The organism is Acinetobacter sp. ANC 3903 (assembly GCF_002135315.1).
GTDB lineage: Bacteria > Pseudomonadota > Gammaproteobacteria > Pseudomonadales > Moraxellaceae > Acinetobacter.
This window is the reverse complement of sequence record NZ_NEGA01000017.1, coordinates 14,687-28,462: the sequence shown is the minus strand read 5'-3', so window position 1 is coordinate 28,462 and position 13,776 is coordinate 14,687. Positions and strand designations below refer to the sequence as shown.

The following is a 13,776-nucleotide window of genomic DNA, read 5'->3' as shown; positions in this document are numbered from 1 at the left end:
CGAATTGCATAGTGTGTGGGTGTAAATAGTGAGACCTGTAACTCAATTATTATTAATTTGTTCGAATGGTCGATTTATTGTTGAGTAAAGATCTTGCCTTGAGTAGGATGAATAGACTGCCATGGAGTTTCATTTATTATCAGATTATTGAGAAGTGGCAGTAGATTAGCGACTCGAAGTCGACGCATAATAATGCTTATAATAAATACAATTCCAGTACGGTTAATTTTATAATCTTTTTGAAAATTATAAGCTTTTTTAAATTTAACTCATTGATTCACGGCAAGAATCAGTCATGAATCACTAACACGGGCAGCACACTTATGTTGATATTTATATGGGGATTCATTTTCCTTTTAGCCGTAGCGGTGATCTTTTTGATTTGGGCACAATTTACCAATCAAGGTGCTGCTCTCAGTGAAATTCAGTTGAATCAGCAATTGGAAACAAAAGTGATTCATCTGGAAGAAAATCTTAAAAAAACCCTGGAAATTATGCAGGATCTGGCAAAGAAAATGCATATTCAGCAAGAAGTGATTGAGAAGACCACGACTAAACTGAGTCAGGTTGAATCACAAAATGCTGAATTGGTCGGGATATTGGCAAAAGTCAGTTCTGCCGATAAACCCTTGCTATAGCTATAATTTCTTACGAATTTACTTTATATCAGCAGCATTCTTAAAACTGCGGCAGATGCCATGCTTATCGCCACCGTAGGCAATAAAGAAAAACGCGATGCTGCAAGCAGGGTAATGACAATTGCAATCATATCTGCAGGGTTGTCTTTAACAAAATACGGTGCAATGACCGAGATCAGCACGCAGCCAGGCACAACCTGCATAATTTGGCGTTGCTTATTTGTGAGCGTTCTATTCTTGAGTAAAACATAGCCTAGAATACGCGTCAGATAGGTGGTTGCAGCAATAAAGAGGATGGCAATGAAAGTGGCTGAATCAATCATGCTTCATCTCCGATTAAAAAGAAGGCTGAAACAATGCCGCAGATTGCACCTATGGGGACATACCAGCCTGAAGGCAAATATAAATGAGCCAGTGCGGCAGTGATTAAGCTCACCAACCATGGGCGTGCAGCCCGAATGCCTTTCCACATGCTACGTAATAACACTAAAAAAACCGCAGGAAAGGCCATGTCGAAACCGAAACGGCTAATGTCACCCAATACTGGCCCAATAACTGCACCTAATGAGGTAAAGCCGACCCACATCAGGTAGAGGGCAAAACAAAGTCCGGCATAAAACATCATGCTAAATGCACGCTGATATCCCAACTGGCTTTGTTTTTTTTGTGCATCTGCCAAACTTACAGCCCAGCTTTCATCCACCATAAAAAACAGGGCTGGAAAAACGGTTTTGTTGGGCAAATGACGCAAATAAGGAACAAGACTCGCACCCATCAGTAAATGCCGGCTATTTACTAAAAAGGTAATGAACATCAGTATGAGAATGTTAGGGGGATTGCTCCACATTTCTAATATGGCAAATTCGGAACCGCCGGCAAAATTCAGACCGGTCAGTAAAGGCACTTCGAGAGTAGAAAAGCCTTTTTGCGTTGCCTGTGCCCCCAAGACTAAGGCAAAAGGGATAATTCCCAGCAACAGGGGCACTGATGTTTTGACACCACGTTTAAATTCAACAGCATTTTGCGATGAGGCTGTGTCTGTCGTGGTATTTCTAAACATCAACATGACTTTGTCCGTATGGTCAAAACTGAAAAAAAGTATTTTAGAAAGAAAGTTGTGGAATTTGGCGTTCAATTTAGCCTGATATGTGTTTAATTTGCTATAAAATTGCTAGATTATTAGGATATACAGCATTAAATGCTAAGAGTAAAATGAATCAAACAGATAAACGCATACTTCAAGCTTTACAGCGCAATGGAAAGCTACAAAATAATGAATTGGCACAGATTGTTGGTTTGTCGCCATCACCTTGTTTACGTCGGGTAAAGCAGCTGGAAAATGATGGTATTATTGAAAAGTATGTGGCCTTGCTGAATCTGCAAAAGATGCAGCTGGGTTTAACGGTTTTTGCCCGGATCTGGTTAAAAGGTCAGGATGAAGCAACGGTTAATCAATTTATCGATGCCATTATGGATAATCCGGAAATTGTTGAATGCCAGCTGATGGCAGGGGATTGTGACTTCTTTTTAAGGATTGTGGTGTCTGACTTGGAAGCTTATCGTAAATTCCAAATCAATCACTTGAATAAAATTTCAGGTATTCAGAATGTTAAAACTGAAATTCCTTTACAAAGCGTCAAGCAAACCACTAAATTACCTTTGGGCTAATGGCATTTTGCATTGCAGTTACAGAATCATTCTATATTTCAGAAAACTCATGGTCACCACCGAATTTGCATGCCAGTTCATCAATCGGTAATGATTCTGGTTATTCAGTTTTCAAACGCTATTAATTAGTTGGTAAAAATCGAACAAATCTGCAAAAAGTCATGTGCACTGCTAAAGTGATCGTGCTAGACTAGGAGAAATCGGGTGTGCTCCCGATTTTTTTATGCGGATTACTTCCGCGCTGACAAGTATTTAGGTTTACAACATGCCCATTTCAGAGACATGGTTATTACCTGATGGTGTAGCTGATGTATTACCAGAACAAGCGCAAGTAATTGAAGCTTTGCGCCGTGAAGCATTAGATTTCCTCGCATCTCGAGGTTATCAGCTGGTGTACACGCCATTTATCGAATACATCGAATCTCTTTCTTCTCTCTCAGAATCGAATCAAGATTTAGACTTAGCCACTTTTAAAGTAATCGACCAACTCTCTGGCCGTTTGCTTGGTGTGCGTGCCGATATGACACCACAAGTGGCCCGTATCGATGCGCATGTACATCCAGTCGAAGGCGTAGCGCGTTATTGCTATGCTGGCACGGTTTTACACACCAAACCTCAAGGTTTTAATACCACGCGTGCACCGCTGCAATTGGGTGCGGAACTTTTTGGTTCAGACAGTATTGATGCTGACGTCGAAATGATTGACGTGATGCTCAACTTATTAAAAACTGCAAGCTTTGTGGATGGCATCCATCTGGATTTAGGTCATGTCGGTTTATTCCGTAGTTTGGTTAAACATGCTGGTTTAACCAAAGCGGAAGAAAGTCAGCTTTCGGATCTTTATCAACGCAAAGCATTGCCTGAACTGGCTGAATTTACACAAGAATTAAAATTTGGTGCAGATTTTTACGCATTAGGTCGTTATTCAAGTGATTTGGATGCTTTAGAAGCTAACCTGAGTGCTGAAGTTATTGCAGACCCGGCATTTAAACAGGCATTTGATGCAGTAAAAACCACACGATCTGAAATTCAGGCACGCTGGCCAAACTTACATATTGGTATTGATGTTGTAGAACTTCGTTCATATCACTACCACACTGGTTTAATGTATGCGGTATATGCGCCGAACCGTGCAGCACCACTGGCTCAAGGTGGTCGTTATGACGGTATTGGTGAACACTTTGGTCGTGCACGTCCTGCAACGGGCTTCTCTTGTGACTTGTATGCACTCAGTGCAGGCCAGTTTCAGCAGGTTCAGAAGGTTGTTGCACCTAAAGGTACAGACAAAGCATTGCTTGACGCGATTGCTGCTATGCGTGCACAAGGCTTAAGTGTTATCCAGTTATTAGGTAATGATGATTTAAACTCAATTCCGTTTGCGACTCACCAATTGGTGAATGCTGCGGGCGAGTGGACTGTCGAAAAAATTTAATCGCTAGATGGTGTGTTCATGTCACGCCATTTAGTTTTCTATTTTAACAGCATGATGTAATGAGGCTATTATGGGCAAGAATGTTGTGGTACTTGGTACCCAATGGGGCGACGAAGGCAAAGGCAAGATCGTCGACCTGCTCACAGATCAAGCGGCAGCGGTAGTTCGTTATCAAGGCGGACACAACGCAGGCCATACTCTTGTGGTTGGTGGTAAGAAAACTGTATTACACCTCATTCCATCTGGTATTTTACGTGAAAACGTACTTTGCTTAATTGGTAACGGTGTTGTTCTTTCACCTGAAGCTTTAATCAAAGAGATGGACATTCTTGAAAAAGAAGGCGTGCCAGTACGTGAACGTTTACGTATTTCCCCAAACTGTCCATTAATTCTTCCACACCACATCGCACTTGACCAGGCACGTGAAATCAAGCGTGGTAATGCGAAAATCGGTACGACTGGTCGTGGTATCGGTCCTGCATACGAAGATAAAGTTGCACGTCGCGCAATTCGTGTTGCTGATCTTGTACGTGGTGGTGAACATCTTAAAGCTCAACTTGAAGAGCTTCTTGAATACCACAACTTCCAGTTGACTCAATTCTTCGGCGTTGAAGCAGTTAACGTTGAAGATGTTCTTGCACTATGCGACGAATGGCGCAAAGTTGTAGCACCTATGGTAATCGACGTGACTGGCGAACTTCACGCATACCGTAAAGCCGGCAAAAAAATCATGTTTGAAGGCGCGCAAGGTTCACTTCTTGACGTTGACCATGGTACATACCCGTATGTAACATCTTCAAACACAACTGCTGGTGGCGTAAGCTCTGGTTCTGGTCTTGGTCCATTGCACCTTGACTATGTATTGGGTATTACTAAAGCGTACACAACTCGTGTAGGTGCTGGTCCATTCCCAACTGAACTTGTATACGATGCTGCTAACGATGTTGGTGATGCAATTGGTAAACACCTTGGTACTGTTGGTTCAGAATTTGGTGCATCTACAGGTCGTCAACGTCGTTGTGGTTGGTTCGATGCTGAAATTCTACGCCGTTCTGTAGAAGTAAACTCACTTTCTGGTATTTGCTTAACTAAACTTGACGTTCTTGACGGTTTGGAAGAAGTGAAAATCTGTGTAGGTTACGAAGCAGCTGATTCTGGTTGTGTAGGTTCTTCTGATGCGCTTGCATTCGAAACTTTAAAACCGATCTATGAAACTATGCCAGGCTGGTCTGAATCTACTTTCGGTGCTAAATCACTCGATCAATTGCCACAAGCTGCAATTAACTATGTGAAACGTCTTGAGCAACTGATTGAATGTCCAATCGACATCATTTCAACTGGTCCAGACCGTGAAGAAACGATCGTTCTTCGCCACCCATTTGATGCTTAATTTCAAGCATTAAATTGATTGAAAAGCCTCGCTATATGCGGGGCTTTTTTATGGAATTTGATTTGAAAAATATAAAATAGAAGGGCGTGGAGATAATTTTCGCCAGACTAAAGTTGCATCCGTGCATACTGTTTAATTTAGGGGCTCTTGTTAGAATAAAAAATATAAAATAAATCCAAGGTTATGCATGATGCATAAAAATATATCAGCAACGATGTTTTATTCATTACTGTTTGCAATGGGTGGGGCTCCGACCATTGCCATGCTGGTGATACAGGCACAAACTCAAGATCCGGCCATTATTAATGCGGCTTTTATTGGATTAAGCGTCATTATTGCCTGTATTTTGGTTCCGATTGTACTGATCCAAAATGCAATTTTATTTTTGAAGCGTAAAAACGAACAACTGGAACAGAAAATTAAACCACTTTGCCAGATATATTTGGGACTGAATATTTTATGTCTAATTTATTGGCTTAGTTTTCAATTTCTTAAATAAGCCTGTTTACATAAATGATATGATTGTGGAGAGAATATTAATTTAAAGATTATTGACTATTCCATATAATCTTTAGAAAAGAGATATCTATTTTTAAGGTGGAGATTATTATAATGAACAGCAAGCTGATGTTAAGTTTGTGTGCAGCTAGTGTAATCACTTTCTCGGGTTGTACTACTGTAGCAGATATGGCTGGGGCAGATTCATCCACATTAAATGTGACGGCTGCTCAAGGCTTTAATAAAACTGTTCAGGAAGCAAACGCAAATAAAACCTTGGATACGTCATCATCTACGTATAAACGCATCAATTCGGTATTTTTACGTCTAAAATCTTATGGTGACCAAATTAACCAGACAGGTCAGAAGTTTGACTGGCAACTGGCAGTTCTAAAGTCAGATCAAATTAATGCATATGTAGCACCAGGCGGTAAGGTCGTGTTTTATACCGGTATCGTGAATAAACTCAACCTGACTGATGCAGAAATTGCTGCGGTGATGGGTCACGAGATGGTGCATGCTTTAGAAGAGCATTCTAAACAGAAAATTGGTGCACAGGCGTTAACGGATTTGGCTTTAAATATTGGTCTAGGCTATGCGGGCAATAACGTAGGACAGCTCGGTGCTGCAGCAGCACAGTTAGGTGCACAGGTGGGTGTGGGCTTGCCATATTCACGCAGTCTTGAAAGCCGTGCTGACCAAGGTGGTTTAATGCTCATGGCGCGTGCAGGTTATAATCCGCAAGCGGCAATTACGCTTTGGGAAAAAATGAACAAGTTGGAAGGTGCAGGTGGTGCATCATTCTTGTCTACTCACCCGTCAAATGCACAGCGTATTGATGCAATGCGTAAAAACTTGCCAGCAGCTCAAGCAGTTTATAACAGACGTTAATTGTTTGTAGCTCATTAAAAAAGGATGCACTAAGCATCCTTTTTTAATGCAAAGTTTTTGATTTTAAAAAATATAAATTATTTTCCGCAGGTGAAGCAGTGCTTCACCTTAATGAGTTGCGGCGAAATATCTATGGAGCTGGATTAGGTTGTTTACGGTGAATATCTTCAATACCCTGTAAAACTTCTGCCGATAAATCAATATCAAAGGCCTGGATATTTTCTTTAAGCTGATCCAGATTGGTTGCCCCAATAATAGTACTGGTGACAAAGAACTGCTGCTTAATAAATGCCAATGCCAGTTGAGTCAGGGTTAAGCCATGCTGTTCTGCAAGTTGGGCATACTGTTCGGTTGCCCATTCACTTTGTAGATTGCTATAACGGCTAAAACGTGAGAATAAAGTCACGCGTGCATTTGCCGGGCGAGCGCCATGACGGAATTTACCTGTTAAATAACCGAAAGCTAGAGGCGAGTAAGCCAGTAGTCCGACATTCTCATAGTGAGCAATTTCAGACATGCCAATTTCATAAGTCCGGTTGAGCAGGCTATACGGGTTTTGCACACTGACAAATTTTTCCAGGCCTAATTTTTCTGCCAGATGTAAAAACTTTAAAGTGCCCCATGGAGTTTCATTAGACAGCCCAATAGAACGAATACGTCCTTTTTTAATTTCATCACTCAGCGCAGTCAGGGTTTCTTCTAACGCGGTAACTTCCTGCTCATTTTGGGCTTCAGCATTACTATAACCCAGTTTGCCAAAGAAGTTGGCTGGACGTTGGGGCCAATGTAGTTGATACAGGTCGATATAATCGCTTTGCAGGCGTTTTAAGGAACCATCAATAGCAGAAGCAATCTCCGGCGCGGTAAAGCGCGTTTTCCCGTCACGAATGTGACTGCCACCTTGTGAAGGGCCAGCAATTTTTGATGCAATAAACAGTTTTTCACGTTGGCCGCGCTGTGTAATCCAGTTCCCTAGTATGGTCTCAGTTGCACCCTGGGTTTCAGGTTTTGGTGGCACGGGATACATTTCTGCAGTATCCCAAAAAAACAAACCCTGATCTAAAGCATATTCAAGTTGTTGGAAAGCCTCTGCTTGGGTATTTTGTTCACCAAAGGTCATGGTGCCCAAACAAATTTCAGGAACCAGAATCCCGGTGTTTGCTAAAGGTTTGAGTTGCATGCAGATCCATCCTTAATTTTTTATCATGAGGTTTTAAAATAGCTCATAAGGCTAACTTATTTTTTTCGCAGAGTTAAATCATCAATAGTATTAACCTTGTCATAAAATTTAAAAAAGACCAGTCTAAAAATGCAGCCATAAAAAAAAGCAAATCCTAAGATTTGCTTTTATCTTGTATAGCATAAAACTTATTCTTCGTCATCGAGCTCATCTAAAGATGTTTCGGCATCCGCAGTTGCAACATCGAAAATCAGGATGGCTTTACCATCGGTCTGGATCATGCCTTGTTCTTCTAGTGTTTTTAAAACACGACCGACCATTTCACGCGAGCATCCTACAATACGGCCAATTTCTTGACGGGTAATACGGATTTGACGCCCATTTGGTAAAATCATGGCTTCTGGTTGAGAAGAAAGATCGATCAGACAACGCGCAATACGACCCGATACGTCAATAAATGCCAGGTCAGTCACTTTGCGTGTCGTATTTTTTAAGCGACGAACCAGTTGGGCAAATACAGCATAGCTCAGATCTGGATATTGCTTGCTTAATTCGTGGAAGTTTTCATAGGTAATTTCAGCAATCTCACATACGTCACGTGTGCGTACTTCTGCGGTACGTTGTGGATTTGCTTCAAATAGGCCCATTTCCCCAAAAAAGTCCCCAGCATTCAAATAAGCAACCACAATTTCACGCTCATCATCTTCACGTAAAATAATGGAAACTGAACCTTTTAAAATCAAATAAAGCGATTTTGATTCTGAGCCTGCATCTACAATTGCAGTGCGTTTTGGATAACGATTTATATATGCACGTTTTAATAATGCTTTTACTGACTCCGGGAGTTGACCAGGAGACAGCGCATCAGTGCTAAGTTGTGAAAAGTTTGAAGTCATGCTAACGGTTCCGAATATGGATAATTAATAGATCGCACAAGACCTAAAATGAACTTGTCACATAGAAGAGCTGAAATTCCTTATCAACTCAATTTATGTTAGTGTACAGGTACATCGTAAATTTATAGTTTTTTTCAGGTAGTTGCAATGCAAACAAGCGTTCATTGGCTAGAGAATGTTGCTTTTGAAGCAAAATCGGAAAGTGGTCACAAAATTGTGATGGATGGTGCGGAGGCCTACGGTGGTGAAAACCGTGGACCACGTCCCATGGAGTTGATATTAATGGGACTTGGTGGCTGTGCTTCCTTTGATATTGTGACTATTTTAAAGAAATCTCGCCAGGATGTGACGGATGTTGTATGTCAGTTAAAAGCTGAGCGTGCTGACAGCATTCCTGCGGTATTTACCAAAATCCATTTACACTTTGTGGTGACCGGTAAAGCCGTGAAAGAAAAACAGGTCGCTAAAGCAGTTGAACTTTCAGCTGAAAAATACTGTTCTGCAAGCAAAATGCTATCAGACGGTGGGGTAGAAATTACCCACGATTTTGAAATTATTGAAACAGCATAATAAAAATCTAGATGGCAATTCATTGGTGAATTGCCATTTTTAATCAAACATACAAAACTCATATTGTTGAATATAAAGAAGTTCAGACTTAATTCTTGTCTGGATTAAAAATTTACCTGATTTTATTGTCCGGATTCTATTTGATTTCAATTTCGCATCTAGATTTTTATCCTTAACATTTAATTGTCATCTGATCTCATTTTTAAGCAGTACGCATCTAGCCAAAATACATCTCAAGATTTTTTCTCCTGAATCCACACCCCCACTAATCATGTCTAGAATATATGTTGAATAGAATTTTATAGATAAGTCGTGAAATTGACTTGAAAAAAATAGCCCGAATACCCATATTATAATTAAGGTTTACTTTTTTAACTTAATTATATTAGTTGTTGAAAATTAAAATATTTTTTAAGAAATTTTATTGAAAAATATCAAACCATTCCCATCTATTATCCAAGTACAAAATTTGTTGTGAGGAAAATAAGAATGCGTTTTGAAAAATTTACAAACCGCTTGCAGCAAGCTTTATCAGATGCTCAGTCCTTGGCCATGGGTAAAGACCATACCGCAATATCAGGTATTCATATTTTATCGGTGCTCTTAGAAGAACCGGCCAATATCAGCTTGTTACAACAAGCCGGGGCAAATCTGCGTGATCTTCAAACTAAATTGCAGCAAGCGCTTCAAGATGCACCGACCATTGCCAATCCTACTGGAGACATTAACCTAAATCCCGAAGCAGTACGTGCATTAAATCTGGCGGACAGCTATGCACAAAAAGCTGGGGATGAGTTTCTGTCTACCGATTGGGTGCTGTTAGCCTTAGCGGAAACCGGGGCAACCAAAACTTTATTAAATAATGTAGGCCTAACCACTGAAGGCTTACGCAAAGCAATTGAAAATATTCGAGGCGGCGAACAAGTCATGAGTAATACCCACGAAGATCAACGTGATTCACTCAATAAATACACCATTGATTTAACTGAACGTGCCCTGAATGGCAAGCTCGATCCTGTGATAGGCCGCGATGAAGAAATCCGTCGTACCATTCAGGTGTTGTCACGCCGTACCAAAAACAACCCGGTTCTGATTGGTGAGCCAGGGGTGGGTAAAACTGCGATTGTAGAAGGCTTGGCACAGCGTATTGTTAATAATGAAGTGCCGGAAGGTTTGAAAGGTAAACGGGTGCTATCTTTGGACTTGGGCTCATTGCTTGCTGGTGCAAAATATCGTGGTGAGTTTGAAGAGCGTTTAAAAGCAGTGCTCAAAGATTTGGCCAAATATGAAGGGCAAATCATTCTGTTCATTGATGAATTGCATACACTGGTGGGTGCAGGTAAAGGCGATGGTGCCATGGACGCCGGCAACATGTTGAAACCTGCATTAGCTCGTGGTGAGCTGCGCTGTGTCGGTGCAACAACACTGGATGAATATCGTCAATATATTGAAAAAGATGCAGCACTGGAACGCCGTTTCCAGAAAGTATTGGTGGATGAACCCAGCGTTGAAGATACCATTGCGATTTTGCGTGGCTTGAAAGAAAAGTACGCCACCCATCATGGGGTGCAAATTCTGGATTCGGCCATTATTGCGGCTGCGAAGATGTCGCATCGTTATATTACCGATCGTCAATTGCCGGATAAGGCCATTGACCTGATTGATGAAGCAGCTTCGCGGATCAAAATGGAAATTGACTCAAAACCTGAGCCACTCGACCGTTTGGACCGCCGTTTGATTCAGCTGAAAATGCAACTGGAAGCAGTCAAACAGGATGCCGATTCAGTGAGTAAGGCTGAAGTGACCCATCTGGAAAAACAGATTGAAGAAGTTCAGCGTGAATATAACGATCTGGAAGAAGTGTGGCGTGCCGAAAAAGCCTTGGTTCAAGGTACCAGTCAGGCTCAAACCGAATTGGACAAAGCTCGTACCGCTTTTGAAAAAGCCCAACGTGAAGGTGACTTGGCTGAAGCCAGCCGTTTGCAATATGGCGTCATTCCCGAGCTGCAAAAACGTCTGGATGCAGAAGAAGTGGCTGAAGAAAATAACGAAGAGCCTAAACTGATTCGTACCAAAGTCACTGAAAATGAAATTGCTGAAGTGGTCAGTGCTGCAACCGGTATCCCTGTCGCTAAAATGCTGCAAGGTGAACGCGAGAAACTGCTAAATATGGAAGAATTCTTGCATAACCGTGTCGTGGGGCAAGATGAAGCCGTAGTGGCTGTATCGAATGCAGTGCGTCGCTCACGTGCAGGCTTGTCTGACCCAAACCGTCCTAGTGGCTCATTCCTGTTCTTGGGTCCTACCGGGGTGGGTAAAACTGAATTGACCAAAGCATTGGCTAATTTCCTGTTCGACAGTGATGATGCCATGGTACGTATCGATATGAGCGAGTTCATGGAGAAACATTCCGTCAGCCGTCTGGTGGGTGCACCTCCGGGATACGTGGGTTATGAAGAAGGCGGTATTTTGACTGAAGCAGTACGCCGTAAACCTTATAGTGTGGTGCTGTTCGACGAGGTCGAGAAAGCCCATCCAGATGTATTTAATATCTTGCTGCAAGTGCTGGATGATGGCCGTTTGACCGACTCACAGGGTCGTGTGGTGGACTTCAAAAATACGGTTATTGTGTTGACTTCAAACCTCGGTTCACAGGATGTACGTGAACTGGGTGAACACGCAACTGATGATGAGGTTCGTACGGTGGTGATGAGCGCGGTATCTCAACACTTCCGTCCGGAATTCATTAACCGTATTGATGAGTTGGTGGTATTCCATTCACTGAAAAAAGCCCAAATTCGTGGTATTGCCGATATTCAGCTAGATCGTTTACGTGCACGTTTAAGCGAAAAAGATATGCGACTTTCAGTGGATGATACTGCATTTGATCAGTTGATTGATGCCGGTTTTGACCCTGTGTATGGTGCTCGTCCATTAAAGCGTGCTATCCAGCAACAAGTAGAAAATACATTGGCGCAAAAAATCCTGAGTGGTGATTTTCTGCCAGGAGATACTATTTTCGTAAAAGCGGAAAATGGTCATCTTGAATTTGAAAAAATGAAATTAAGTTAATTTGCTGTAAATAGAAAAAACCTGGCTCCGGCCGGGTTTTTTTATGCCTGACAATTTCAGTCGAAAAAGTGAAATTTTAGGTAAAAAATTGACATAATTTTTAAGGTTTTTTGGTTCTTTATGTTTATAAGTTATTAATTTTAAAAAATAATTATCTTTTATTAAAAAATTTACTTATACTTTTATTTAATAAAAACACATAAATCTAGAGCACATACTATGTCAAAATTAACCTGGGGTGTGGGAAGCATTGTGGGATTGGTAACAGCGGTCATAGGAGGGAATTTATATGCAGACAAAAGTTTAACTTCCTATTATCAGCAGTATAAAAAATCAAATTTCATGTCGATTCAGTATAAAAATTTTAATATGGGCGCTATGCAGGGTTCTGCCGACTGGACGGCCGAATTCACTCTTGATCCCTGCAAACCTAAAGATGTTTTAATCCTGAGCGGAACTGATGCCATTAAACGCAGTTGGAATGGTTATCACATTGAATCACTCATTCATTTAAAGCAAGGCAATGGGGTCTTTCAGGCATTAATGAAACAGCCTTTAACCGCTCAAACCAAAATTGATTGGTTGGGAAAAATGCGTACTTCACTCGTCACTCCTGTGTATGAGAAAAATGAGGCAGAGATACAAACCCGCATTGATCCTATGACTTTTACAATGCTTGCCAAATCAAAAGATGATCGATTCGATGTGTTGAATGTAAAGTTTCAAATTCCGAATATGACTGTGAATGATAAATTGGGTCAGATGCAGATACGCGATTTAGGGTTTGAGACCAATCAGGGTTTAAACACGGCCCTGAATGAGGGGGAAACTCGCTTAAATATTGCTTCAATTCAGCGTACGGACCGAAATGTACAGCAGTTTGGCAGTGGTGAATTAAAAGGCTTTGCTTTGCGGGTAAATACTCAGCTCGATAAAAACAAGGTTGCTTTTGATACTCAGGTCAAAATTGATGAAATGACCATGTATAAAACCCCTAGTTTTCATGATTTTGAAATTAACTTTAAGCTGGCGGCTCTTAATCGACAAAAAGTGCAGAATTTTTTTGATTTATTGGAAAAAAGTAGTGCAGCATGTATAGCAAAAGAAGAACTCAATCAGGATGTGGTAAGCAGTTTCCTGGCGATTGTAAATGACGGTTTTGCTTTTGAATCGCAGAATAATCAAATTAAGGTAGGTGAGGGTTATGCCAAAGCCAGCCTGACAGGAAAGGTCATGCCGGGGCATCAATCCTCTTTTGAAAGTTTGGTTAAAATGGCACCGAATCTGGTCGAATATCAGGCCAATGTTGAATATGACAAAAAAATCATGAAAACGATCATGAAAAACTATCTGCAACAGGGCGGTAAAACCTTATCTGACCAGGAACTTGAGCAAATGCTGAATGGTATGCAGCAGTCTCTGCAAGCTAAACGCGAGGGCGATATCTTAAAAATCGGTATTGAATATAAATACGGTGAAAAGAAATTTTTAAATTAATATATGTAAAAAAAAAGGCTGCCAGATAGGCAGCCTTTTTTTAG

The 13,776-nt window shown here is 41.1% G+C and carries 13 protein-coding genes; 9 read left to right on the top strand and 4 right to left on the bottom strand.

Translation table 11 applies throughout. The features are described from left to right. Positions 1-323: 323 nt before the first annotated feature. Positions 324-638, top strand: coding sequence for a hypothetical protein (locus B9T29_RS13050; protein ID WP_086176333.1), 315 nt, complete (start codon positions 324-326; stop codon positions 636-638). Between the two features lie 23 nt (positions 639-661). Here the strand turns inward: B9T29_RS13050 and B9T29_RS13045 are convergent, their stop codons facing one another. Both B9T29_RS13045 and B9T29_RS13040 read right to left on the bottom strand, forming a co-directional pair. Beyond that, a complete protein-coding gene (locus B9T29_RS13045) occupies positions 662-961 on the bottom strand; it encodes an AzlD family protein (protein WP_086176332.1) in 300 nt (99 codons plus the stop codon). Further along, positions 958-1,704, bottom strand: coding sequence for an AzlC family ABC transporter permease (locus B9T29_RS13040; RefSeq protein WP_086176331.1), 747 nt, complete (start codon positions 1,702-1,704; stop codon positions 958-960). Before B9T29_RS13040 ends, B9T29_RS13045 begins: the two co-directional genes overlap by 4 nt. Positions 1,705-1,850: 146 nt before the next feature. Here B9T29_RS13040 and B9T29_RS13035 point away from each other — a divergent pair, with 146 nt between their 5' ends. The 5 genes from B9T29_RS13035 to B9T29_RS13015 all read left to right on the top strand — a co-directional run bounded on the left by B9T29_RS13035 (position 1,851) and on the right by B9T29_RS13015 (position 6,517). After that, entirely contained in the window at positions 1,851-2,306 is a 456-nt protein-coding gene (locus B9T29_RS13035) for an Lrp/AsnC family transcriptional regulator (RefSeq protein ID WP_086176330.1), read from the top strand. 265 nt (positions 2,307-2,571) lie between these two features. Beyond that, on the top strand, positions 2,572-3,738 hold the full coding sequence (locus B9T29_RS13030) for an ATP phosphoribosyltransferase regulatory subunit (RefSeq protein ID WP_086176329.1): 1,167 nt from the start codon (positions 2,572-2,574) through the stop codon (positions 3,736-3,738). Positions 3,739-3,808: 70 nt separating this feature from the next. Beyond that, positions 3,809-5,128, top strand: coding sequence for an adenylosuccinate synthase (locus tag B9T29_RS13025; RefSeq protein ID WP_086176328.1), 1,320 nt, complete (start codon positions 3,809-3,811; stop codon positions 5,126-5,128). 190 nt (positions 5,129-5,318) lie between these two features. Then, positions 5,319-5,627 (top strand): hypothetical protein, encoded by a 309-nt coding sequence (locus B9T29_RS13020; RefSeq protein ID WP_086176327.1) that lies wholly within the window; start codon positions 5,319-5,321, stop codon positions 5,625-5,627. A 113-nt stretch (positions 5,628-5,740) separates the two neighbouring features. Continuing rightward, positions 5,741-6,517, top strand: coding sequence for a M48 family metallopeptidase (locus tag B9T29_RS13015; RefSeq protein ID WP_086176326.1), 777 nt, complete (start codon positions 5,741-5,743; stop codon positions 6,515-6,517). A gap of 130 nt (positions 6,518-6,647) precedes the next feature. Here B9T29_RS13015 and B9T29_RS13010 read toward each other — a convergent pair whose 3' ends face one another. Further along, a complete protein-coding gene (locus tag B9T29_RS13010) occupies positions 6,648-7,697 on the bottom strand; it encodes an NADP(H)-dependent aldo-keto reductase (RefSeq protein WP_086176325.1) in 1,050 nt (349 codons plus the stop codon). 188 nt (positions 7,698-7,885) lie between these two features. Continuing rightward, positions 7,886-8,593 carry a cAMP-activated global transcriptional regulator CRP gene (crp, locus tag B9T29_RS13005; protein WP_086176324.1) on the bottom strand — a complete coding sequence of 236 codons (708 nt, stop codon included), beginning with the start codon at positions 8,591-8,593 and terminating at the stop codon, positions 7,886-7,888. Between the two features lie 147 nt (positions 8,594-8,740). Here crp and B9T29_RS13000 point away from each other — a divergent pair, with 147 nt between their 5' ends. From B9T29_RS13000 to B9T29_RS12990, 3 genes are all read left to right on the top strand, one after another. Then, a complete protein-coding gene (locus tag B9T29_RS13000; protein ID WP_086176323.1) occupies positions 8,741-9,163 on the top strand; it encodes an OsmC family protein in 423 nt (140 codons plus the stop codon). A 489-nt stretch (positions 9,164-9,652) separates the two neighbouring features. Continuing rightward, positions 9,653-12,235, top strand: coding sequence for an ATP-dependent chaperone ClpB (gene clpB, locus B9T29_RS12995; protein WP_086176322.1), 2,583 nt, complete (start codon positions 9,653-9,655; stop codon positions 12,233-12,235). A 219-nt stretch (positions 12,236-12,454) separates the two neighbouring features. Continuing rightward, a complete protein-coding gene (locus B9T29_RS12990) occupies positions 12,455-13,732 on the top strand; it encodes a DUF945 family protein (RefSeq protein ID WP_086176321.1) in 1,278 nt (425 codons plus the stop codon). The last annotated feature ends 44 nt before the right edge of the window (positions 13,733-13,776 follow it).